The 22106-nt window shown below is 64.3% G+C and carries 21 protein-coding genes; 16 read left to right on the top strand and 5 right to left on the bottom strand.

Translation table 11 applies throughout. From position 1 onward, the window contains the following. Positions 1-6: 6 nt before the first annotated feature. Complete coding sequence (locus ACQY7X_RS21030; protein WP_428247454.1) at positions 7-888, bottom strand: LysR family transcriptional regulator; 882 nt, start codon at positions 886-888, stop codon at positions 7-9. Between the two features lie 103 nt (positions 889-991). Between ACQY7X_RS21030 and ACQY7X_RS21025 the strand changes: the two genes are divergently transcribed. The 7 genes from ACQY7X_RS21025 to ACQY7X_RS20995 all read left to right on the top strand — a co-directional run bounded on the left by ACQY7X_RS21025 (position 992) and on the right by ACQY7X_RS20995 (position 7871). Continuing rightward, positions 992-1450, top strand: a complete 459-nt coding sequence (locus tag ACQY7X_RS21025; protein WP_428247453.1) for a PaaI family thioesterase — start codon at positions 992-994, stop codon at positions 1448-1450. Positions 1451-1544: 94 nt separating this feature from the next. Next, positions 1545-2717: an isovaleryl-CoA dehydrogenase gene (locus ACQY7X_RS21020; protein WP_428247452.1), complete on the top strand. Its 1173-nt coding sequence runs from the start codon at positions 1545-1547 to the stop codon at positions 2715-2717. Continuing rightward, complete coding sequence (locus tag ACQY7X_RS21015) at positions 2714-3331, top strand: hypothetical protein (protein WP_428247451.1); 618 nt, start codon at positions 2714-2716, stop codon at positions 3329-3331. Before ACQY7X_RS21020 ends, ACQY7X_RS21015 begins: the two co-directional genes overlap by 4 nt. Before the next feature lie 2 nt (positions 3332-3333). Beyond that, on the top strand, positions 3334-4470 hold the full coding sequence (locus tag ACQY7X_RS21010; RefSeq protein ID WP_428247450.1) for an acyl-CoA dehydrogenase family protein: 1137 nt from the start codon (positions 3334-3336) through the stop codon (positions 4468-4470). A gap of 24 nt (positions 4471-4494) precedes the next feature. Next, positions 4495-6267, top strand: coding sequence for a potassium/proton antiporter (locus ACQY7X_RS21005; protein ID WP_428247449.1), 1773 nt, complete (start codon positions 4495-4497; stop codon positions 6265-6267). Positions 6268-6300: 33 nt separating this feature from the next. Then, positions 6301-6906 (top strand): 2-hydroxychromene-2-carboxylate isomerase, encoded by a 606-nt coding sequence (locus ACQY7X_RS21000; protein WP_428247448.1) that lies wholly within the window; start codon positions 6301-6303, stop codon positions 6904-6906. A gap of 29 nt (positions 6907-6935) precedes the next feature. Beyond that, a complete protein-coding gene (locus ACQY7X_RS20995; protein ID WP_428247447.1) occupies positions 6936-7871 on the top strand; it encodes a DMT family transporter in 936 nt (311 codons plus the stop codon). A 1-nt stretch (position 7872) separates the two neighbouring features. Here the strand turns inward: ACQY7X_RS20995 and ACQY7X_RS20990 are convergent, their stop codons facing one another. After that, a complete protein-coding gene (locus ACQY7X_RS20990; RefSeq protein ID WP_428247446.1) occupies positions 7873-8199 on the bottom strand; it encodes a YnfA family protein in 327 nt (108 codons plus the stop codon). Next, entirely contained in the window at positions 8199-8975 is a 777-nt protein-coding gene (locus tag ACQY7X_RS20985; RefSeq protein WP_428247445.1) for an SDR family NAD(P)-dependent oxidoreductase, read from the bottom strand. The genes ACQY7X_RS20990 and ACQY7X_RS20985 overlap by 1 nt, the downstream gene beginning before the upstream one ends. A gap of 166 nt (positions 8976-9141) precedes the next feature. On the opposite strand from ACQY7X_RS20985, the gene ACQY7X_RS20980 reads away from it, so the two are divergent. The 9 genes from ACQY7X_RS20980 to ACQY7X_RS20940 all read left to right on the top strand — a co-directional run bounded on the left by ACQY7X_RS20980 (position 9142) and on the right by ACQY7X_RS20940 (position 18988). After that, a complete protein-coding gene (locus ACQY7X_RS20980; protein ID WP_428247444.1) occupies positions 9142-10749 on the top strand; it encodes a carboxyl transferase domain-containing protein in 1608 nt (535 codons plus the stop codon). 8 nt (positions 10750-10757) lie between these two features. After that, positions 10758-11564 (top strand): enoyl-CoA hydratase-related protein, encoded by an 807-nt coding sequence (locus ACQY7X_RS20975; RefSeq protein WP_428247443.1) that lies wholly within the window; start codon positions 10758-10760, stop codon positions 11562-11564. Positions 11565-11583: 19 nt separating this feature from the next. Beyond that, complete coding sequence (locus ACQY7X_RS20970) at positions 11584-13593, top strand: acetyl/propionyl/methylcrotonyl-CoA carboxylase subunit alpha (RefSeq protein WP_428247442.1); 2010 nt, start codon at positions 11584-11586, stop codon at positions 13591-13593. Positions 13594-13597: 4 nt separating this feature from the next. Continuing rightward, complete coding sequence (locus ACQY7X_RS20965) at positions 13598-14500, top strand: hydroxymethylglutaryl-CoA lyase (protein ID WP_428247441.1); 903 nt, start codon at positions 13598-13600, stop codon at positions 14498-14500. Further along, positions 14500-14934: a DUF1489 family protein gene (locus ACQY7X_RS20960; RefSeq protein WP_428247440.1), complete on the top strand. Its 435-nt coding sequence runs from the start codon at positions 14500-14502 to the stop codon at positions 14932-14934. Before ACQY7X_RS20965 ends, ACQY7X_RS20960 begins: the two co-directional genes overlap by 1 nt. Then, positions 14935-15729, top strand: a complete 795-nt coding sequence (locus ACQY7X_RS20955; protein WP_428247439.1) for a division plane positioning ATPase MipZ — start codon at positions 14935-14937, stop codon at positions 15727-15729. Between the two features lie 122 nt (positions 15730-15851). Beyond that, complete coding sequence (locus ACQY7X_RS20950; protein ID WP_428247438.1) at positions 15852-16826, top strand: tripartite tricarboxylate transporter substrate binding protein BugD; 975 nt, start codon at positions 15852-15854, stop codon at positions 16824-16826. Between the two features lie 181 nt (positions 16827-17007). Continuing rightward, on the top strand, positions 17008-17475 hold the full coding sequence (locus ACQY7X_RS20945) for a tripartite tricarboxylate transporter TctB family protein (protein ID WP_428247437.1): 468 nt from the start codon (positions 17008-17010) through the stop codon (positions 17473-17475). A 10-nt stretch (positions 17476-17485) separates the two neighbouring features. Then, entirely contained in the window at positions 17486-18988 is a 1503-nt protein-coding gene (locus ACQY7X_RS20940; protein WP_428247436.1) for a tripartite tricarboxylate transporter permease, read from the top strand. Between the two features lie 78 nt (positions 18989-19066). Here ACQY7X_RS20940 and ACQY7X_RS20935 read toward each other — a convergent pair whose 3' ends face one another. Then, on the bottom strand, positions 19067-20044 hold the full coding sequence (locus tag ACQY7X_RS20935; protein ID WP_428247435.1) for a dienelactone hydrolase family protein: 978 nt from the start codon (positions 20042-20044) through the stop codon (positions 19067-19069). A 7-nt stretch (positions 20045-20051) separates the two neighbouring features. Then, positions 20052-22001 carry a TRAP transporter permease gene (locus ACQY7X_RS20930; protein ID WP_428247434.1) on the bottom strand — a complete coding sequence of 650 codons (1950 nt, stop codon included), beginning with the start codon at positions 21999-22001 and terminating at the stop codon, positions 20052-20054. Positions 22002-22106 lie beyond the last annotated feature (105 nt).

Here is a 22106-nt window from a genome sequence, read left to right as displayed (position 1 = left end):
CGCCGCCTAATGCCCTATCGGCGTCTCGGCCATGCTCCAGGCATGGCTGGCGGCGTAGCTGGTGAACAGCGCCAGCGCCGGGCCGGGTTCGCCCTGCCATAGCAGCCCGATACGGTGGTCGGACTTCAGTTCCGGCAGGGTGAGGCTGGCCACGGCTTCCGAATGGCCGAGCCAATGCGGCACGATGGCAATCCCAAGGCCTGCTTCCACCAGCGCCAGCAGGGCCGCATCGCTTTCCGCCTTGCCGACGATGCGCGGGCGCGCATTGTGTTCAGCAAACAGCCGCTCGGATACCGGCATCACCGCCGCATCGGGATGAATCACGAAAGCCTGGTCATGCAGTTCGGCGATGCGCGCCGTCGCACGATGCGCCAGCGGATGCCGTGCCGGCACTGCCAGGCGGTAACGCTGGCGGAACAGCGGCAGGGCAGTATTGCCGGCGGTCTCGGGCAGCAGCAGCAGGGCGGCATCCAGGCGGCCGAGTTCCAGCCGCCGCTTCAAGGTGGCTGCCGGTGCTTCCAGGGTTTCCAGCGCCACATCGGGCTGCGAAGCCGCGAAGCCGCCGAGCAGGCTGGACAGGCCGCGCAGGGGCAGGCCGGGCATATGGCCGAGCCGCAGGCGTTGCCGTGCCGGCTTGGCCTGGCGCAGTTCCCGCCGTGCGGCGGTCCATTCCTGCAACAATACCCTGGCGCGTGGCAGAAAGCGGGCACCGGCCGGGGTCAGGGCGGCGCCCCGGCCGCGATCAAACAACGCCGCGCCCAGGTCTTCCTCCAGGCGCTTGATGCCGGCGGAAAGGGTCGGCTGGGTGATATTGGCGCGTTCGGCCGCCTTGGTGAAATTCCCGGTTTCCACCACGGCCATGAAGTAGCGGATCTGGCTGATGTTCATGCGGCATAGAGAAAGCCTATCTGCCAGATAAAAACAATCGATTTCCTCTATTTTTGCCGGATGGCTAGCATGGGAGGCATGGAAACGCCAAAGGCCGCAGACCATGCCAAGCTTTACCGCCCAGGACCCTGATTTCGCTGACCGCTGCCGCGACAGCTTCAACCGCCAGCCGGCGATGCACCTGATCGGCGCCAGCATGAGCCGGATCGCCCCGGGCTTCTGCGAAGTGGAACTGCTGCGCCGCCCGGAAGTGACGCAGCAGCATGGCTTCGTGCATGGCGGCATGGTCGGCATGATCGCCGACAGCGCGGCGGGCTATGCCGCCTACAGCCTGTTTCCCGCTGATGCCACAGTGCTGACGGTGGAATACAAGCTCAACCTGCTGGCGCCCGCCGATGCCGACCGCCTGCTGGCGCGCAGCCAGGTGACAAAGCATGGCCGCACCCTGACGATCTGCACCATGGACGTGGTGGGTATCCGCGATGGCCGCGAGATCGCCTGCGCCACCGGCCTAGCTACCATGATGTGTCTGCTTGGCCGCCCGGATGCACCGCGAAAGTAATCGTTCTGGGGAAGTGATCCCCGCCGGTAAATGACAGCCCCCGGGCAACCCGCTAGAATCCAGCCCGCTTGAAGAGTCTTGAGGAAACCCCGCCATGATCTCCAACAGCTATCCGACGCTCGATTTCGACCTCGGTGAAACCGCCGACATGCTGCGGCAATCGACCCGCGCCTTTGTCGAGGCCGAGCTGGCGCCGCGCGCCGACGAGATCGACCGCACCGACACTTTCCCGCGCGACCTGTGGCCGAAGCTGGGTGAACTGGGCCTGCATGGCATCACGGCGGAAGAGGAATATGGCGGTTCCGGGCTCGGCTATCTTGAGCATGTCGTCGCCATGGAGGAGGTGAGCCGGGGTTCGGCCTCTGTCGGCCTGTCCTATGGCGCCCATTCCAATCTCTGCGTCAATCAGATCAGCCGTAACGGCTCGCCCGAGCAGAAGCGGCGCTATCTGCCCAAGCTGATTTCCGGCGAGCATCTCGGCGCCCTGGCGATGAGCGAGCCGAATGCCGGTTCCGATGTGGTGTCGATGAAGCTGCGCGCCGACAAGAAGGGCGACCGCTACATCCTCAACGGCTCGAAAATGTGGATCACCAATGGCCCCAGTGCCGATGTGCTGGTGGTCTATGCCAAGACCGATCCGGCGGCCGGCCCGCGCGGTATCACGGCGTTCCTGATCGAGAAGGGCTTCAAGGGCTTCTCCATCGCGCAGAAGCTGGACAAGCTCGGCATGCGTGGTTCTGAAACCGGCGAACTGGTGTTCCAGGATTGCGAAGTGCCGGAAGAGAATGTGCTCGGCAGCATCGGACGCGGTGTCAATGTGCTGATGAGCGGCCTGGATTACGAGCGCGCCGTGCTGTCCGGCGGCCCCATCGGTATCATGCAGGCGGCTTTCGATATCGTTGTGCCCTATGTGCATGATCGCAAGCAGTTCGGCGAGCCGATCGGCACCTTCCAGCTCATCCAGGCCAAGCTGGCCGACATGTATACCGAGATGAACGCGACGCGGGCCTATGTCTATGCCGTGGCAAAGGCCTGCGACAAGGGCAAGACCACGCGCAAGGACGCCGCCGGCGCGATCCTGTTCGCGGCCGAGAAGGCGACCAAGGCGGCGCTGGATGCGATCCAGATTCTGGGCGGCAATGGCTATATCAACGATAACGCCACTGGCCGCCTGCTGCGCGATGCCAAGCTGTATGAGATTGGTGCCGGCACTTCGGAAATCCGCCGCATGCTGATCGGCCGCGAAATCTTCCAGGAGACGGCGTGATCCGCCATTTGCTGCTGATTTGCGGTTTGATCGCCGCGCTGGCTGTGCCGGAAGCCCGGGCCGAGGAGCGCTGGCAGGTGCTGCGCGGCGCGGAAGCGCGGCTGCATTGGCGCGCGCCCGGGTTGCAGGCGCAGCCTGAGAAGGCCGAGGCGATGGCGAGTTCCATCGGCTACCGCGTCGAGCGCTATTTCTGGAAGGCACAGGAAACCGGCGGCGCCTTCGCCCTGGCGGGCCTGCGTGACTTCACCGACAGCGAGCATTACATCGGCGGCCGCGTCGATCTGCAAAAGAGCGCCGCGACCCTGCTGAAAGGCCTGGAAACGCCGCCGCTGAAACCGCTCGATCAGGCCGACCGGGTGTTGTTCACGGGGCTCGGCCTTGCATCGGCGCGGCGCTTTTCGCTGGGTGTGCGCGAATGCCTGAGCCTGGGGCTCTATGCCGCCAGCGCCGAGCCGGCGGAACCGCCCAGCGGCAAGACCAAGGCCGAGCCGATGACCGAAGGCAATCTGCGCCTTGATGCGCTGTATTGCGCCAAGGCCGGCAAGCCGCTGGCGCTGGAAGACCTGCCCGAACTGGCGAAAAGCCTGGGCGTGAAGCAAACGGGGGAGAACTAGCCATGCTGAACCAGGACCAGAGCATGATCCGCGACATGGCGCGGGATTTCGCCCGGGACCGTTTAGTGCCTGGGGCCGCCGAGCGCGACCGCAGCGCCAAGCCGCCGATGGACCTGCTGCGCGAGATGGGCGGCCTTGGCCTGCTCGGCATGGGGGTGCCGGAGGAATGGGGTGGGGCGGGAGCCGATTTCGTCAGCTATGTGCTGGCGCTGGAGGAAATCGCCGCCGCCGATGGCGCCGTCAGCACCATTATGTCTGTCAACAACAGTCCTGTATGCGCAGCGATCCTGCGCTATGGCAACGAGCAGCAGAAGCGCGACTTCCTGCAGCCGCTGGCGCGCGGCGAGTGGATCGGCGCCTTCTGCCTCACCGAGCCGCAGGCCGGCTCGGATGCCGCCAATCTCAAGACCAAGGCCCGGCGCCAGGGTAACGATTGGGTGATCAGCGGCACCAAGCAGTTCATCACCTCGGGCAGCATTGCCAAGGCGGCGCTGATCTTTGCCGTTACCGATGCGGCAGCCGGCAAGCGCGGCATTTCCTGCTTTCTGGTGCGCACCGACCTGCCGGGCTTCCGGGTCGCCAGCATCGAGAGCAAGCTGGGGCAGAAATGCTCCGATACCTGCCAGCTGGTATTCGAGGACCTGGTGGTGCCGGGCGATGCCCTGCTCGGCGCGGAAGGCGAGGGCTACCGCATTGCACTCGCCAATCTGGAATCCGGCCGTATCGGCATCGCGGCGCAGTCGGTGGGCATGGCGCGGGCGGCTTTCGAGGCGGCGCTGGCCTATGCCGGCCAGCGTCAGGCCTTCGGCACCGCGATCATCAACCACCAGGCGGTCGGCTTCCGGCTGGCCGACATGGCCACCCGGATCGAGGCGGCGCGGCTGATGGTACACAATGCCGCACGGCTCAAGGATGCGGGCCAGCCCTGCCTGAAAGAAGCCAGCATGGCCAAATTATTTGCGTCTGAAATGGCCGAGCAGGTATGCTCCGAATCGATCCAGATCCATGGCGGTTATGGCTATCTTGCCGATTTCCCGGTGGAGCGAATCTACCGCGACGTGCGGGTGTGCCAGATTTACGAGGGCACCAGCGACGTGCAGCGGTTGGTGATCAGCCGCTCGCTTGCCGGCAGCGGATAAAACAGCAGAGGGAGACAGGGTGGGTTGAGCCAGGCCAATAACATACTGTTCATCGCCTCCCTGTTGATCCTGGTCAGCATTTTCGCCGGCTCGGCCTCCAGCCGTTTCGGCGTGCCCTTCCTGCTCGTGTTCCTCGGCCTTGGCCTGCTGGCCGGTATTGACGGCCCCGGCGGCATCGATTTCAGCGATTTCGGCCTGACCTATTCGGTCGGCTCGGCGGCCCTGGCGATCATCCTGTTCGATGGCGGCCTGCGCACCAAATTCTCTACCGTGAAGCTGGTGGCCGGGCCGGCCCTGAGCCTGGCGACGGTCGGCGTGGTGCTTACCGCCGCCCTTGTAGCCGTGGCAACCCACTGGATCGCCGGCATCGGCTGGCTGGAATCCTTCCTGGTCGGTGCCATCGTCGGCTCCACCGACGCGGCTGCGGTGTTCTTCCTGCTCAATGTGCGCGGCCTGGCATTGCAGAAACGCGTCAGCGGCACGCTGGAAGTCGAATCCGGCCTCAACGATCCGATGGCGATTTTCCTCACCATGGCCTGCGTGGAGTTGCTAAGCCTGGGGCAGCCGCCGACCAGTCTGGCGCTGGCGATACAATTCCTGGCGCAGATGCTGGGCGGTGCCCTGATCGGCGCTGCCGGCGGCTTTGCCCTGGTGGCCCTGTTCAACCGCGTGCCGGTGGCGGGCGGCCTCTATCCCATCGTTGCCATGGCGGCGACCTTGCTGATTTTCTCCGGCGCCCATTTCATCCTCGCCTCGGGCTATATCGCGGTCTATGTCGCCGGCCTCGTACTGGGCAACCGGCGCCATCGTGGCGCCCAGGTGATCCTGCGCTTCTTCGATGGCTTGAGCTGGCTCGGCCAGATCGTCATGTTCCTGCTGCTCGGCCTGCTGATGACGCCAAGCGCCATGAAGCCCGATATCGTGCCTGGCATTGCGGTCGCCATCATCCTGATCGTGTTCGCCCGACCGCTGGCGGTGGGGCTCTGCCTGCTGCCCTTCCGCTACACGCTGCCCGAGATCGGCTTCATCTCCTGGGTCGGCCTGCGCGGCGCGGTGCCGATCTTCCTGGCTACCATCCCGGTGCTTTCCGGGGTGCCGAATGCCGGGATTTATATCTCCATAGCCTTCTTCTGTGTCGTCGCTTCGCTGCTGCTGCAAGGCTGGACCATCGGCGTTGCGGCGCGGCTGTTCGGCCTCGAACTGCCGCCGCCGGTGGAGGCACCGACCCGTACCGACATTGACCTTGGCAATGCCCTGGATCGTGATATCGCCAGTTATCGGGTGGAACCGCGCTGTATTGCGGCAGGTTATCCTTATGCCGAAATCCCTCTGCCGCGACGCTCCCGTATCATTACCGTGATCCGTGACGGCACGGTGATGGACCGTGCCAAGCTGGAGCGGCTGGAAGCTGGTGACTATGTGCTGGTGCTGGCGCCGCCGGAGCAGCTTTTCTCCCTCGACCGTCTGTTCGCGCTGCCGGACCGCAAGCAGCGCGCCAATGTGCCGGGTGACGAAGTGTTCGGTGAATTCACCATCCCGGCCGATACGCTGCTGGGTTCGCTCAGTGTCATGTATGGAGTTGAAGTCGAGGCGCGCTACCGTGATGAACTGGTTGGCGCCTTCATCCGCCGCCGCCTGCGCCACGCAGCGGTGGTGGGTGACCGCGTGCGGCTTGGCCCGGTGGAGCTGGTGGTGCGCGAGATCAAGGGTACCCGCATCACCCAGGTCGGCCTTGAGCTGGAGCCGGAGGAACATCCGGTAGTCCGCCGCTTCCGGCAATTGTTCCGCTTCGGCTAGACTATATAAAAATTGGCGCTATTTGGAGGAGCCATGGCTGCCCCGCTGGATTTCTATTTCGATTTTTCCTCGCCCTACGCCTATATCGGCGCGATGCGCATCGAGGCGCTGGCGGCGAAGCATGGCCGTGGCGTCAACTGGCATCCGATGCTGCTCGGCGTCGCCTTCAAGATCGCCGGCACCCAGCCGCTGACTCAGTATCCGCTGAAAGGTGACTATTCGCGGCGCGACTTCGACCGTTCGGCGCGCGAGCTTGGCATCCCGTTCAACATGCCGGCGAATTTCCCGATTGCCACCCAGGCGGCGGCGCGTGGCGCGCTGTGGCTGCAGCAGCATCAACCCGATAAGGCAACGGCCTTCATCAAGGCGGTCTACATTGCTTACTTTGTCGATGGCCGCGATATTTCCGCGCCCGATACCGTGGTGGCGATTGCCGAGGGACTTGGCATTGATGGCGCCGCGCTGCGGGCCGGTTTCGAAAGTGCCGAGACCAAGGCGGCGTTCAAGCAGGCGGTGGAAGCGGCGGTGACAGAATGTGGCGTGTTCGGCGCGCCCTTCGTGTTCGCCGATGGCGAGCCTTTCTGGGGTGCGGACCGCTTCGACATGCTGGATCGCTGGCTCAGCAGCGGCGGCTGGTAGGCGGGGCGGCTGGTAATGAAGGAAAACACGTGAATCCAGCGCCCAAAGCGGGCAGCGGCCTGGCCATTGGTGGTCTGGTGCTCACGTCGCTCCTCTGGGGCGGCATGATCCCGATGACCCATGCGCTGGCAACGGAAGTCTTCGATCCGTTCTTCCTGGCCCTGATCCGCTACCTGCTGCCTGCCTTGCCGCTGTTCCTGCTGTGCCACGTCGTTGATCGGCATTCCCCGTTCAATGGACCTTTGCCGCGCAAGCCGCTGGTGCGGCTGGGTGCCATGATGGCCTGCTTCTCGCTGATGTTCACCTTCGGCATCATGCTGTCGGATCCGATCAGTTCCGCCATCGTGATCAGCTGCGGCCCGCTGATCGCCACGATCCTGAGCAAGTTGCTGTACCGCGTGCCGCTGGCGCGCGGCTTCGGGATTGCCCTGCTGGCGGCGGTGATCGGCGGTGCCATGGTGGCACTGGATGCGGTGCGGCCCCGTGCCGAGGCCAGCGGCAATATACCCTATCTCGGCGAAATCCTGCTGATCGGCGCGCAGTTGAGCTGGACGCTCTATTCGCTGAAAGCCCAGGAATGGCTGACGCCATCAGGCTGGAGCCAGCTCCGCATCAGTTTCCTCACGTCGCTGGCCGGAGCCGGCTACATCGTGGTGGCTTTCATCATCATCAACGCAGTCTCGCCGGGCCGCCTGCCGAGTGAATGGCCGAGCACCGGCACCTGGTTCATGCTGGCCTGGATGGCCTTGGGCGGCGCCGGTGCCGCCATCGTGCTGTGGAATTACGGCGTCAGCCATGTCGGCGTGCCGGTGGCATCGCTCTATGGCAATCTGGCGCCGGTCTTTTCGGTGATTGTAGCGGCCCTGTTCTTTGGCGCGGCCGTGTCGCCGCAGCAGATCATCGGCGGCGCCGTGATCCTGGCCGGCATCCTGCGCATGCAGTGGCTGCGGTTGAGGCCGGGCTGACCTAGGCGGTGCGCGGCCCGAACAGGATGATGCCGGCACCGATCAGGCAGAGCAGGCTGCCGGCGACATCCCAGCGATCCGGCCGCATGCCTTCCACGGCCCAGAGCCAGAGCAGCGAAGCCGCGATATAGACACCGCCATAGGCGGCATAGGCACGGCCCGCCGCGTCGCTGTCCACCTTGGTCAGCAGCCAGGCGAACAATACCAGCGATGCCACGCCGGGCAGCAGCCAGAGCGCGGATTTGTGCATCCGCGCCCAGGCCCAGAAGGCGAAGCAACCGGCGATCTCGGCGAAAGCCGCGCTGATATAGGCGGCGATGGTCGGCATCAGTAAATGGTATAGGCGCCGTCGATGACGAAGCTGTCGCCGGTATGGTAGCGGCTGGTGTCGCTCATCAGATACACCGCGATGCCGGCGAAATCATTGCCCTGGCCCCAGCGCCGCGCCGGGATGCGCGGCAGCACGGCACCGGCGAATCTCGGATCGGCGACACCGGCGGCGGTCATCTCGGTTTCGATCCAGCCCGGCAGGATGGAATTGGCGGTGACATTGTAGCGCGCCATTTCCACGGCCAGGGCGCGGACCACCGACAGCATGGCGCCCTTGGTGGCGGCATAGGAGGTGGCACCGGCAGCGCCATGGATGCCGGCGGTGGAAGCCATGCCGACAAGGCGGCCGAAGGCATCGCCGTTCTTGGCGCGGTCCACCATGTGGCGGGCAGCGGCGCGGAGCGTGTAGAAGGCGCCATCCAGGTTGACGCCCAGCACGCGCTTCCATTCCTCGGTGCTCAACTGGTGCATGGGCGCGCGCTTCTGGCTCACACCGGCATTGGCGAAGCAGCCGTCGATCCGGCCCATGGTCTGCAACGCCTCGGCGAAGCAGCTTTCAACTTCCGCCTCGTTCACCACATTGCAGCGCTGCACCAGCACGCGGCGGCCATAGGCCTTGAGTTTGGCCTCGGCGGCGGCGTTCTTCTCCGGATTGCCGCCCCAGATCACCAGATCGCAGCCCGCCCGTGCTAACCCCTCGGCCATGCCCAGGCCAATGCCGCCGTTGCCGCCAGTAACCAGGGCCACCTTGCCGGAAAGATCGAAATCGCTCATTGCTCTGCTTCCTCCATAGTTGGCGTCGATTATCGCGATAGAAAAGGAAAATTGCCAGGGGTGGGCAATTCCCCGGCTCCCCCTTGCAGGGCCTGGAAGGGGCTGGCATGGTTTGCCTCAACGCCCGAGAGCGAACCTATTCCAAGAGCAAGGCAAAAGGCCGTCCATGAGCGCGCTCAGCACCCAGCTAGACCCGCGATCCGCCGCATTTCAGGAGAATGCCGCCCATATGGCATCTCTGGTCGCCGACCTGAAGGCAAAGGTCGGCATGATCAAGCAGGGCGGCGGCGAGAAGGCGCGCGAGAAGCATCTCTCGCGCGGCAAGCTGCTGCCGCGCGACCGCGTGCGCACCTTGCTCGATCCCGGCTCGCCCTTCCTGGAACTCAGCCAGTTCGCCGCCTATGACATGTATGGCGGCGATATCCACGCTTCCGGCATCATCACCGGCATCGGCAGTGTGATGGGCCGCGAATGTGTGGTGATCTGCAATGACGCCACGGTGAAGGGCGGTACCTACTTCCCGATGACGGTGAAGAAGCATCTGCGCGCGCAGGAGATCGCGCGCGAGAACCGGCTGCCCTGCATCTATCTGGTCGATTCCGGCGGCGCCAACCTGCCGACCTGGGACGAGGTGTTTCCCGACAAGGAGCATTTCGGCCGCATCTTCTATAATCAGGCCAACCTCTCCGCCGATGGTATTCCGCAGATCGCGGTGGTGATGGGTTCCTGCACCGCCGGCGGTGCCTACATGCCGGCGATGTCGGATGAAACCGTGATCGTGCGCAACCAGGGCACCATCTTCCTGGCCGGCCCGCCGCTGGTGAAGGCGGCGACTGGCGAGGTGGTATCGGCGGAAGACCTTGGCGGTGCCGATGTCCATTCGCGCACCTCCGGTGTCACCGACCATTACGCCATGAACGATGCTCATGCGCTCGGCATTGCCCGCCGCATCGTCGGCAATCTCAATTCCACCAAGCAGGTATCGGGCGATGTGCGGGCGCCGAAGCCGCCGCGCTTCGATCCGGCGGAACTCTACGGCATCATCCCGAAGGAGGGGCGCGTGCCCTTCGATGTGCGCGAGATCATCGCGCGCCTGGTGGATGATTCCGAATTCGACGAATTCAAGAAACTCTATGGCGCCACCCTGGTCTGCGGCTTCGCCCGCATCCATGGCTATCCGGTCGGCATCATCGCCAATAATGGCATCCTGTTCTCGGAAAGCTCGCTGAAGGGCGCGCATTTCATCGAGCTATGCTGCCAGCGCGGCATCCCGCTGCTGTTCCTGCAGAACATCACCGGCTTCATGGTCGGCAAGAAATACGAGGCCGGCGGCATCGCCAAGGATGGCGCCAAGCTGGTTACCGCCGTGTCTTGCGCCAATGTGCCGAAATTCACCGTGATCATCGGCGGCTCCTATGGCGCTGGCAATTACGGCATGTGTGGTCGCGCCTATTCGCCGCGCTTCCTATTCATGTGGCCGAATTCGCGCATCTCGGTGATGGGCGGCGAGCAGGCGGCCAGTGTGCTGGCGACCGTGAAGCGTGATGGCATCGAGGCATCCGGCGGCCAGTGGAGCCGCGAGGATGAGGAGGCCTTCAAGAACCCGATCCGCGCGCAGTATGACCGCCAGGGGCATCCCTATTATGCCTCGGCCCGGCTGTGGGACGATGGCATCATCGATCCGCTGGATACCCGCATGATGCTGGCCCTGGGTTTGAGTGCCGCGCATAACGCCCCCTTCGCGCCGACCAAGTTCGGCGTCTTCCGGATGTGATGGCCGCCATGAGCAACCAACCGAGCGACGAACTGGTTCTCTTCGATGTGGATGCCCGCGGCGTGGCCAGCGTCACGCTGAACCGCCCGGCGGTGCATAACTGTTTCAACGATCAGGTGATCGATCGCCTGCTGGCGATCTTCACCGAGATCAAGGGCCGCAGCGATATCCGCGTGGTGGTGATCCGGGGCGAGGGCAAGAGCTTCTCTGCCGGCGGCGATCTCGACTGGATGCGCCGTTCCGGCCAGCAGGATTATGCCACCAACCTGGCGCAGACCATGGTGCTGGCGCGGCTGTTCAAGACGCTGAACGACCTGCCGCAGGCAACGGTGGCGCTGGTGCAGGGCAATTGCATGGCCGGTGGCACTGGCCTGGTTTCCTGCAGCGACATCGCCATTGCCGTGCGCGATACCAAGTTCGCGCTGACCGAAGTGCGGCTGGGCCTCAGTCCGGCAACGATCTCGCCCTACGTGGTGGCGGCCATCGGCCCGCGCCAGGCGCGGCGCTATTTCCTTACCGCCGAGCGGTTCGATGGCGCGGAAGCGCAGCGCATCGGCCTGGTGCATGAACTGGCCGAGGATGTGGATGACCTCAAGGCGCGCGGCGAGCGCGTGGTAGCCGATCTGCTGCTCGGCGCGCCGGGCGCCATCATGGACAGCAAGCTGCTGATCCGTGAAGTCGCCTATGAAGCCGATGTCACCGAGGCGGTGATGCAGTTCACCGCCAGGAATATTGCCGACCGCCGCGCCAGCGCTGAAGGCCAGGAAGGGCTTGCCTCCTTCTTTGCCAAGCGCAAGCCGGCCTGGACGGCCTGAGGCGAATAGGGAGAAGCAGATGTTCCGCAAAATCCTGATCGCCAATCGCGGCGAAATCGCCTGCCGGGTGATCCGCACCGCACGGCGCCTGGGTATCGCCACCGTCGCGGTCTATTCCGATGCCGATGCCGGCGCGCGCCATGTGGCGATGGCCGATGAGGCCGTGCGCATCGGCCCGGCTGCTGTACGCGAAAGCTACCTGCGTGCCGATGCCATCATCGCCGCCGCCAAGGCCACCGGTGCGGAAGCGATCCATCCCGGCTATGGCTTCCTCTCCGAGAACGCCGAATTCGCCGATGCCCTGGCCGGGGCCGGGCTGGTGTTCATCGGTCCGCCGGCTTCCGCCATCCGCGCCATGGGCCTGAAAGGCGCCGCCAAGGCGCTGATGCAGGAAGCCCGCGTGCCCGTGGTGCCGGGTTATCACGGCGACAACCAGGATGCCGATTTCCTGCTGGGCGAGGCTGAGCGCATCGGCTGGCCGGTGCTGATCAAGGCCGTGGCCGGCGGTGGCGGCAAGGGTATGCGCCGGGTCGACAAGGCCGCCGATTTCAAGTCAGCTCTTGCCGGGGCGCAGCGCGAGGGCGCCAATGCTTTCGGCAATGACCGTGTGCTGCTGGAAAAGTATCTGATCAAGCCGCGCCATATCGAGATCCAGGTTTTCGCCGATACGCAAGGCAATGCTGTGCATCTGTTCGAACGCGATTGCAGCGTGCAGCGGCGGCATCAGAAGGTGCTGGAGGAGGCACCGGCGCCGGGCATGCCGGCGGCGATGCGCCAGGCGATGGGGCAGGCGGCGGTGAATGCTGCCAAGGCGATTGGCTATGTCGGCGCCGGCACGGTGGAATTCATTGCCGATGTCAGCGACGGCCTGAAGCCGGACCGCTTCTATTTCATGGAAATGAATACCCGCCTGCAGGTGGAGCATCCGGTGACCGAGATGATCACCGGCCAGGATCTGGTGGAATGGCAGTTGCGGGTTGCCGCCGGCAATCCGCTGCCGCTGCGCCAGGAGGCTTTGCGCATCGACGGCCATGCGGTCGAGGCGCGCATCTATGCCGAGGATCCGAACAAGAACTTCCTGCCCTCGGTGGGCAAGCTGCATCGCCTGCGGCCGCCGCCGGAGGATGCGCATGTGCGCGTCGATACTGGCGTGCGCGAGAATGACAGTGTGACGCCGTTCTACGATCCGATGATCGCCAAGCTGATCGTGTGGGATCATGACCGTGGCGCCGCCCTGCGCCGCATGGGCCAGGCCTTGGCGCAGTATCAGGTGGCTGGCGTCACCACGAATATTCCATTTTTGATCGCCCTGGCCGGCCATCCGGCTTTCGGCGAGGGCGACCTCGATACCGGTTTCATCGAGCGTTTCCGCGATGGCCTGATTCCGCCACAGCAGCCTGCCGATGCCGGCACCCTGGCGCTCGCGGCCCTTGCCGTGGTGTTGGAGCGCCGCGCACAGCGGGCCGGCAGCAAGGGTGATCCGTGGTCGCCCTGGGCGGCGGTGAATGGCTGGCGCCTCAATGATCAGGGCTATGATGAACTCAGCTTCCGCGAAGGCGAGAGCGAGACCAGGCTGCGCATCGAATATGCCGCCGATGATGCCATCCGGGTGAAGCTGCCGGGCGGTGCCGTGGTCATGGCGTCCGGCAAGCTGCAGGATGGCAGCCTGGAGGCGGTGGTGGATGAGCGCCGTTGCAGCATCGGCCTGGTGCGCCAGGGATTGGACCTCACGCTGCTGCTGCCCGGCCGGGTGCAGAAGCTGAGCCTGATCGATCCGCTGGCGGCGGGTGAGCTGGATGAAGCCGCCGGCGGCGCGCTTACCGCGCCGATGCCGGGCAAGGTAGTGCAGGTGCTGGTGGCGGAAGGCGCTGCCGTGGAGAAGGGCCAGGCCCTGATGGTGCTGGAAGCCATGAAGATGGAACACACCATCGCGGCGCCGTCGCGCGGCAAGGTCGCCAAGCTGAACTTCAAGGCCGGCGACCAGGTGAGCGAGGGTGCGACATTGATCGCGCTCGAAGCGGAAGGATGATGCCATGAGCCTGCCGAGCAAGATTCGCCTGTGGGAAGCCGGTCCGCGTGATGGCTTGCAGAACGAGAAGGGCGTGGTGCCCACCGATGTGAAGGTGGAACTGATCGAGCGCTTGGTGGAATGCGGCGCCACCTATATCGAGGCAACCAGTTTCGTGTCGCCGAAATGGGTGCCGCAGATGGGTGATGCGGCCGATGTGATGACGCGGATTACGCGCAAGCCGGGCGTCACCTATCAGGTGCTGACGCCGAACGAGAAAGGCTACGACGCCGCCAAGCAGTATGGCGCCCGTGCCATCGCGGTATTCGCAGCCGGTTCCGAAAGTTTTTCCCAGCGCAACGTCAATTGTTCGATTGACGAGAGCCTGGAACGGTTCCGCCCGGTGGTGCAGAAGGCCAAGGCCGATGGCGTGCGCGTGCGCGGCTTCGTTTCCGTGGTGCTGGGCTGCCCGTTCGAGGGCGAGGTCGATCCGGTGAAGGTGGCTGGCATCGCCAAGCAGCTTGCCGATATGGGCTGCGACGATATTGGCTTGGGCGATACCATCGGCACCGGCACACCCGGCAAGACCAAGCGGGTGATCGAGGAAACCGCGAAATTCATTCCGCTCGACCGCATCGGCATGCATTTCCATGACACCTACGGCCAGGCCTTGGCGAATACCTATGCTTCGCTGGAAATGGGCATCACCAGCCATGATGCGTCGGTCGCCGGCCTCGGCGGCTGCCCCTATGCGCCGGGCGCCACCGGCAATCTCGCCACCGAGGATCTGGTCTACATGCTGGAAGGCCTCGGCATTGACAGCGGCTTCGATCTCAAGCAATTGGTGCGCACCGCCTGGTGGATATCCGAGAAGCTCGGCCGTCCGCCGGTATCGAGTGTCGCCAAGGCCTTGAAATCGAAGATTTGATGCCGGTTCATCTGCTCAAGCTTGCTGTTGGTATTGAAAGCCTGGAACATTTCCGCGAACGCCTGAAGGCGCGCGCGGAAGGCGCCAAGGGCAAGCAGCAGCCTGGGCATTTCACCCATGTGACACGCCATCGCCCGAAGCGCGACAAGGAAGTGCTGGATGGCGGCTCGCTCTACTGGGTGGTGAAGGGTCAGCTCTGCGCCCGCACCCGTATTCTCGCGCTTGATGAAGTGACGCTGGATGATGGCCCGCATTGCGCCATCAAGCTGGAAGCCAAGCTGATTCCGGTGCTGCCGCAGCCGCGCCGTCCGCATCAGGGCTGGCGCTATCTGGAAGATGCCGATGCGCCGCCCGATCTCAGCAAGGCTGGCGAAGGCGCCGCAGACCTGCCGCCGAAGCTGATCGCTGAACTGCGTAGTCTGGGTCTGCTCTGAATGCCGCGCGTCATTGTTGTCGGCAACGAAAAAGGCGGCTCGGGCAAATCCACCACCTCGATGCATGTGCTGATCGGCCTGGCGCTGGAAGGCGGCCGGGTGGCGGCGATTGATCTCGATGGTCGCCAGCGCACCCTGGCGCGCTACCTGGAGAACCGGCAGGCCTATATCACGCGCCATGGCGTGCGGCTGGCGATGCCGTCCTTCGCCGTGGTGACGCCGAGCGAGCATGAGACCCGCACTGAAGCCGAGGCCGACGAGGCCGCGCGGTTCCGCGCCGCGCTGGATGGTTTCGCGCCGGAGCATGATTTCATCCTTATCGACTGCCCCGGTGCCGATACGCATCTCTCCAGGCTGGGTCACTCTTTTGCCGACCAGCTACTTACCCCGGTGAATGACAGCTTCATCGATGTCGACCTGCTGGCCACCGTTGATGCCGAGACGCTGCGGGTGCTGAAGCCCAGCCGCTATGCCGAGATGGTCTGGGAGCAGCGCAAGCAGCGCTTCAACCGTGACCGCCAGAGCATCGACTGGGTGGTGATTCGCAACCGCGTGTCGCATCTCGACGCCCGCAATAAGCGCCATGTCGGCCAGGTGCTGCAGTCGCTGGAAAAGCGGATCGGCTTCCGCTTTCTGCCCGGCCTGTCAGAACGCGTGATTTTCCGCGAATTGTTCCTCTCCGGACTGACCCTGCTGGACCTCGACAAGACCGGCGGTGGCCTCTCGATGGCGCAGGCCGCCGCGCGCCAGGAAGTGCGCAATCTGCTGCTCGGCCTCAATCTGGTTACGGATTAGGCATTTCCGCTAAATGCAGCCTTACATTGCGGAAAAGGCTTGCCAGCGAGCCTCTGCGCAACAATATTAGCGACCGATATAAGGCGTCCTAATGAGAGGGCGCGATTAAGGAGGGACACCCTATGAAGAAGCTGTTTGCCGGCATCGCCGCCGGCCTGATCGCCATGGCTGGCAGCGCCGCCCAGGCGCAGGATTACCCGAACAAGGTCATCACCATGGTGGTGCCGTTTGCCGCTGGTGGCCCGACTGACACGGTTGCCCGCCTGCTGGCGCAGTCGATGGGCAACACGCTGAAGCAGCAGATCATCGTTGAGAATGTCGGCGGCGCCGGCGGTACTCTCGGCGCGGCGCGCGTGGCCCGTTCGGCGGGCGATGGCTACACCATCTTCCTGCACCATATCGGCCATGCCACCAGCGCCACGCTGTACCGCAAGCTGCCCTATGACACCATCAATGATTTCGAAGCCATCGGCCTGGTCACTGACGTGCCGATGACCCTGGTGGCGAAGACCGGCCTGCCGCCGAAGGATTTCAAGGAACTGGTCTCTTACATCAAGACCAACAAGGACAAGATTTCCTACGGCAATGCCGGCGTTGGCGCCGCGTCGCATCTCTGCGGCCTGATGCTGATGAGCGCCCTGCAGACCCAGATGACCACCGTGCCCTACAAGGGCACCGGCCCGGCCATGAACGACCTGCTGGGCGGCCAGATCGACCTGATGTGCGACCAGACCACCAACACCACCGGCCAGATCAAGGGCGGCAAGATCAAGGCCTATGCCGTCACCACCAAGACCAAGGTGCCGGCGCTGCCGGACCTGCCGACCATGGACAGCTCCGGCCTGCCGGGCTTTGAAGTGGCGGTGTGGCATGGCGTCTACGCCCCGAAGGGTACGCCGAAGCCGGTGATCGACAAGCTGGCCGGTGCGCTCCAGGCGGCGCTGAAGGATCCGCTGGTTGTTACCCGCTTTGCCGAACTCGGCACCGAGCCGGTGGCGCAGGACAAGGCCACCCCGGCCGCGCTTTCTGCCCATCTCAAGGCCGAAATCGCCAAGTGGGCGCCGGTGATCAAGGCGGCCGGCGAGTACGCCGACTAATAAGTTCCGTATCTCAATAATTTGTCGTAAACGATACGCCTGTTCCGCTTGCAGCGGGGCAGGCGTAAGCGTATGGCGGAGGGCAGGGAGGCCTTGCCGCCTGTAAAACAGGGCCGTCAGTGGAACGGGCCGGGAGCCAGATAGCAGCGGCCAGAAAAGAACGGCCGTCACCAAGGGGGATATGATGCAGGGATTGATCCGCAATCCGAAGGATTTCTGGTCGGGGGTGTTGTTCCTCGTCCTTGGCCTCGGCTTCCTAATCATCGGCCAGGATTATTCGTTCGGCACGGCGCGGCGCATGGGGCCGGCTTTCTTCCCGACACTGCTGGCTGCCATTCTCTGCATTATCGGCGTGGCGGTGATCCTGCGCGGCGTTATCGGCCGTGGCGAGCCGATAACCGGCTTTGCGCTCAAGGGGCTGGTACTGGTCACGGTAAGCTGCATCGTCTTTGCCATCACGGTACGCGGTGCCGGCCTGGTTGCCGCCGTCGGCCTGCTCACCCTGATCAGCGCGGTTGCCTCGGTGCACTTCAAGCTCAAGAACACCGTCATCATGATCGTGGTGCTGGGGGTGTTCTGTGCCCTGGTCTTCGTCAAGGCGCTGGGGCTGCCGATCCCCATCCTGGGCCCCTGGCTCGGCGGTAATTGAGGATCGAACCATGGAACTGCTGCAAAATCTCGCTATCGGGTTCGACGCCGCGCTGACGCCGCTGAACCTGCTCTATTGCCTCGGTGGTGTATTCCTCGGCACGCTGATCGGTGTGCTGCCGGGTCTCGGCCCGGTCGCCACCATCGCCATGCTGCTGCCGGCCACCTTCGCGCTGCCGCCGGTTTCCTCGCTGATCATGCTCGCCGGCATCTATTACGGCGCCCAGTATGGCGGCTCCACCACGGCCATCCTGATCAACCTGCCGGGCGAAAGCTCATCGGTGATCACGGCCTTGGATGGCTATGCCATGGCGCGCAAGGGCCGCGCCGGCGTGGCGCTTTCCACTGCTGCGCTCGGCTCCTTCTTCGCCGGCACGGTGGCCACCTTCCTGCTCGCCGTGTTCGCGCCACCGCTGGCCGAGATCGCGCTGAAATTCGGTCCCGCCGAATATTTCTCGCTGATGGTGCTCGGCCTGGTCGCCTCGGTGGTGCTGGCGCATGGCTCGCTGCTCAAGGCGATCGGCATGATCGTGATCGGCCTGCTGTTCGGCATGGTCGGCACTGACGTGAATTCCGGCGTGCCGCGTTTCACTTTCGATACGCCTGAACTGGCCGATGGCATCGGCTTCGTCGCGGTTGCCATGGGCATGTTCGGCCTCGGCGAGATCATCAAGAATCTCGAAGATGAGAGCACGCGCGCGGTGTTCGTCAAAAACGTCACCGGCCTGATGCCGACCAAGCAGGACTTCAAGGACATGGTGGCGCCGATCCTGCGCGGCACCGCGCTCGGCTCGGCGCTCGGCATCCTGCCGGGTGGCGGCGCCATGCTGTCATCCTTTGCCGCCTATTCGCTCGAAAAGAAGATGTCGAAGAATTCGGCGAATTTCGGCAAGGGCGCCATCCAGGGCGTGGCGGCGCCGGAATCGGCCAACAATGCCGGCGCACAGACCTCGTTCATCCCGATGCTGACGCTGGGCATCCCGTCCAACCCGGTGATGGCGCTGATGATCGGCGCCATGATCATCCAGGGTATCCAGCCCGGCCCGGCGGTGATGACGGAACAGCCGGCCTTGTTCTGGGGCATCATCGCCTCGATGTGGATCGGCAACTTCTTCCTCATCGTGCTGAATCTGCCGCTGATTGGCATGTGGGTGCGGATGCTCAGCATCCCCTACCACATCCTGTTCCCAGGCATCCTGGTGTTCTGCGCCATCGGTGTTTACAGCCTCAACAACACGGCCTTCGATGTCTATCTGATGGCCGGGTTCGGCGTGCTGGGTTACATCTTCGCCAAACTGGAATGTGAGCCGGCACCGATGCTGCTCGGCTTCATCCTCGGCCCGATGATGGAGGAATACCTGCGCCGCGCCATGACGCTGTCGCGTGGTGACCCCACCGTGTTCTTCACCCGCCCGATCAGCGCCACCATGCTGGTGCTGGCGGCGCTGGCGCTGGCGGTGGTGCTGATGCCGGCGATCCGAAAGAAGCGCGAGGAAGCCTTCCAGGAAGAGTGATCTTCCCTGGATGCCTGAATACAGGGGCGCGGCCTTCCGGGGCCGCGCCCTTTGCTTTTCCGGGCTCTCTGTTTCCGGTCAGGGCCGCAGGGTGCGGCGGAAGAACGCCACCATGTCGGCGGTGGCGGCGATGCGGGCCTCGGCATCGGCGCCGATGGTGGCGCCCGTGCCGCCGCAGGAGGTCATTACCTTGGCTGCGAATTCCTTCCAGCCTTCGCGGCTGCTGGCGCCGGATTTCGCATCCCGGATCTGGCCGTCATCCTCAATCCTGAGATCGCATTCGCCGAAGGTCTGCACGTTGCTGCGCCGGGCCGGGTAATCTGCCATCCAGGCATGGCCGGCGGTGTCGTAGAGCCTGGTGTTCACATCGGCACCAGCCAGCCGCAGCCGCACGGCATAGGCAAGGCAGATCGCCGCCGGCGTGTAGTCGTCGCGCGCGCCGAGCAGCAGCAGGAGTGGCGCCGCCGCCGGACGTGGATTGTCCCATTGCGTGGAGCAGCCAGGATAGAAGGGCAGGTGGGCTGCGAAACGCGGCTGCCCCGGATTGCCTGCGGCCAGGGCATCGGCAAGGCGGCGCTCGGCCGTGAACAGCGCCGCGACGCCGCCGCGCGAAAAGCCGGTGATGCCGATCCGCTGCCCGTCGATGCCGGGATGCCGTGCCAGCATGGCGAGTGCCTGAAAACCATCCAGCACCGAGGCGGCCATCGGCACCCGGCCCTGGTCGCGGGCAGTTTCCTTCACGCCACGGCCACTGAAGCTATCAACGATCAGCGTGGCGATGCCGATGCGGTTCAGTGGTGCGGCCACGGTATCCTGCATCCATTGCGCATAGCCGCCGCTGCCCGGCACGATCACCACCGCCGGAATGCGTCTGCCACTTGATGGCGGCAGCGAAAGATGCCCCTGCAATTCCACCGGGCTCTGGCGGTAGGTGCCGTTGATGATCCCGGCGTAATCCTGCGGCGTGAAGCTGCCAAAACTCAGCACCTCCACTGGCTCGGCCTGCACGGCGGTGGAAACCGCCAGCAGGCCGAGGGCCAGGAGTGCCGCCCGCATGGCTGCTCTAGCGCAGGCCGACGGGCGAGGGGATATGGGCGCCCGGATCGCTGCCGTTGCGGGCGCGCTGGAAGCCCCAGATGCCGATGCCGATGCCCAGGCCGATAAAGTCGGTGATGGTTTCCGGCACGATCAGGCAGATCGCACCGGCAAACAGCACCACGCGCAGCGGCCAGCTCAGCGGGCCGTTCAGCCAGCCTTCGGTGGAACAGGCGAGGAAGAACACGCCCGCCGAAGCGGTGGCGACGACATGCAGGATGGTGAGCAGATCGCCTTGCGCCAGCAGGGCGGGGCTGATGAAGAACATGAACGGCACGATGAAGGTGGCAAGCCCCAGTTTTACCGCGATGATCGAGGTGCGCCATTGATCCGCCTGCGCGATGGCGGCGGCGGCGAAGGAGGCCAGTGCCACCGGCGGCGTGATGGATGAAATCACCGCGTAGTAGAAGATGAACATATGCGCCACCAGCGGCTCGATGCCGATGCGGATCAGGCCCGGTGCCACAACGGAAGCAGCCACTGCATAAGCCGCCGTGGTGGGCATACCCATGCCCAGCACCAGCGAGATCAGCATGGCGAAGAACATCGCCAGCACCTGGTTCTGGCCGGCAATGCTGAGGATCAGATGCGAGAAACGGCCACCGACACCGGTGAGCGCGATAACGCCGACGATGATGCCCGCGCAGGCGCAGATTGCGACAAGCTGCGCGGTTTCGCGCGCCGCCAGGGCCAGGGCATCCAGCGTGGCGCGCGGCCCCATGCGATGCTCGCGGCTGATCCAGCTTGCCACCAGGGCGGAGACAAGGCCCAGCGTGCCGGCGCGGAATTCCGAGTAACCCGCCATCAGCGCCCAGATCAGTACCACGATCGGTGCCAGCAGGTAGATCTTGCGCAGCATCTTGGTGATCGGCGTCAGTTCGCTGCGCGGCAGACCACGCAGGCCATGCTTCACCGCATGCAGATCGCAATGCACATAGCAGGCGATATAGAACAGCAGGCAGGGGATCACCGCCGCCAGCGCGATTTCGGTGTAAGCAATACCGGTGATTTCGGCCATCAGGAAGGCGCCGGCGCCCATCACCGGGGGTGTGATCTGGCCGCCGGTCGATGAGGTTGCCTCGATGGCGCCGGCGGTTGAGCGGTCATAACCGACGCGGCGCATCATCGGAATGGTGATCATGCCGCTGGCCACCACATTGCCAACCGCACTGCCGGAGATGGTGCCGAACAGGACGCCGGAAAGCACGGCCACCTTGGCGGGTCCGCCACGCGCCCAGCCGACCAGTGACACGGCGAGGTCGTTCATGTAGTCGCCGGCCTTCGACGCGGTGAGGAAGGCGCCGAAGGTGATGAACAATACGATGTAGCTGGACGAAACCTGGGTGGTGACGCCGAAGATGCCCTGGTCGGAATAGATGTAGGAGAAGAAGAACGGCAGGCTGTAGCCCTTGTGATAGAGCATCCCCGGCAACCAGGGGCCGATGAAGCAATAGAGAATGAATACGCTGGCAATGATCGGCAGTGCCAGTCCAGCGGTGCGGCGTGTCATCTCCAGGATCAGCAAGGTGCCGACGAAGCCGGCGGCGACATCGCCCGGTTCATAGAGTGCGCCGGCACGGAATTGCAATTCGTCGATGAAGTAGGAGACATAGCCGGCGCAGGCGATGGAGAGCAGGATGAACAGCCAGTCCAGCAGCGGCACGCGGTTGAGCGAGCGGCCGGCTTTGGCGGCATAGAGGCCGAAGCAGATCACGCCGCCCCAGCCGACATGGATGGCGCGGAACATGATGGAGTCGATGGGGAAGGCGTTCAGCACCAGCAGGTGAAATACCGTGAAGCTGACACAGAGCCAGTAGAACAGATGCCCAGGCAATCCCGGCAATTCGCGTTTGAAGCCGGTGAATTCATACTTGTCAGCGGCGGCGAGATCGACGCTTTCCTGCTGTGCCGTTGCCATTAACTTCCCCCGTATATTTTTTTGTTTACGCAAGCACCTGATACAAAGAGGCCGCCATCGTGTTTTCCACGATGGCGGCGCCCTTATAGTTGCAGGATTTAGGCG

This window comes from Ferrovibrio sp. (assembly GCF_965278975.1).
Taxonomy (GTDB): Bacteria; Pseudomonadota; Alphaproteobacteria; order Ferrovibrionales; family Ferrovibrionaceae; genus Ferrovibrio.
The sequence above is the reverse complement of the archived record's forward strand: the minus strand, read 5'-3'. Positions and strand labels throughout refer to the sequence as shown.

What these genes read in the sequence shown, in the direction of transcription:
- ACQY7X_RS21020 (WP_428247452.1), top strand. Translation starts at nt 1,545, where the DNA reads ATGATCTCCAACAGCTATCCGACGCTCGATTTCGACCTCGGTGAAACC.
- ACQY7X_RS20985 (WP_428247445.1), bottom strand. Translation starts at nt 8,975, where the DNA reads ATGAGCGATTTCGATCTTTCCGGCAAGGTGGCCCTGGTTACTGGCGGC.
- ACQY7X_RS20965 (WP_428247441.1), top strand. Translation starts at nt 13,598, where the DNA reads ATGAGCCTGCCGAGCAAGATTCGCCTGTGGGAAGCCGGTCCGCGTGAT.
- ACQY7X_RS20970 (WP_428247442.1), top strand. Translation starts at nt 11,584, where the DNA reads ATGTTCCGCAAAATCCTGATCGCCAATCGCGGCGAAATCGCCTGCCGG.
- ACQY7X_RS20935 (WP_428247435.1), bottom strand. Translation starts at nt 20,044, where the DNA reads ATGCGGGCGGCACTCCTGGCCCTCGGCCTGCTGGCGGTTTCCACCGCC.
- ACQY7X_RS20945 (WP_428247437.1), top strand. Translation starts at nt 17,008, where the DNA reads ATGATGCAGGGATTGATCCGCAATCCGAAGGATTTCTGGTCGGGGGTG.
- ACQY7X_RS21025 (WP_428247453.1), top strand. Translation starts at nt 992, where the DNA reads ATGCCAAGCTTTACCGCCCAGGACCCTGATTTCGCTGACCGCTGCCGC.
- ACQY7X_RS20990 (WP_428247446.1), bottom strand. Translation starts at nt 8,199, where the DNA reads ATGCCGACCATCGCCGCCTATATCAGCGCGGCTTTCGCCGAGATCGCC.
- ACQY7X_RS20955 (WP_428247439.1), top strand. Translation starts at nt 14,935, where the DNA reads ATGCCGCGCGTCATTGTTGTCGGCAACGAAAAAGGCGGCTCGGGCAAA.
- ACQY7X_RS20980 (WP_428247444.1), top strand. Translation starts at nt 9,142, where the DNA reads ATGAGCGCGCTCAGCACCCAGCTAGACCCGCGATCCGCCGCATTTCAG.
- ACQY7X_RS21000 (WP_428247448.1), top strand. Translation starts at nt 6,301, where the DNA reads ATGGCTGCCCCGCTGGATTTCTATTTCGATTTTTCCTCGCCCTACGCC.
- ACQY7X_RS20975 (WP_428247443.1), top strand. Translation starts at nt 10,758, where the DNA reads ATGAGCAACCAACCGAGCGACGAACTGGTTCTCTTCGATGTGGATGCC.
- ACQY7X_RS20940 (WP_428247436.1), top strand. Translation starts at nt 17,486, where the DNA reads ATGGAACTGCTGCAAAATCTCGCTATCGGGTTCGACGCCGCGCTGACG.
- ACQY7X_RS21030 (WP_428247454.1), bottom strand. Translation starts at nt 888, where the DNA reads ATGAACATCAGCCAGATCCGCTACTTCATGGCCGTGGTGGAAACCGGG.
- ACQY7X_RS20930 (WP_428247434.1), bottom strand. Translation starts at nt 22,001, where the DNA reads ATGGCAACGGCACAGCAGGAAAGCGTCGATCTCGCCGCCGCTGACAAG.
- ACQY7X_RS21010 (WP_428247450.1), top strand. Translation starts at nt 3,334, where the DNA reads ATGCTGAACCAGGACCAGAGCATGATCCGCGACATGGCGCGGGATTTC.
- ACQY7X_RS20960 (WP_428247440.1), top strand. Translation starts at nt 14,500, where the DNA reads ATGCCGGTTCATCTGCTCAAGCTTGCTGTTGGTATTGAAAGCCTGGAA.
- ACQY7X_RS20950 (WP_428247438.1), top strand. Translation starts at nt 15,852, where the DNA reads ATGAAGAAGCTGTTTGCCGGCATCGCCGCCGGCCTGATCGCCATGGCT.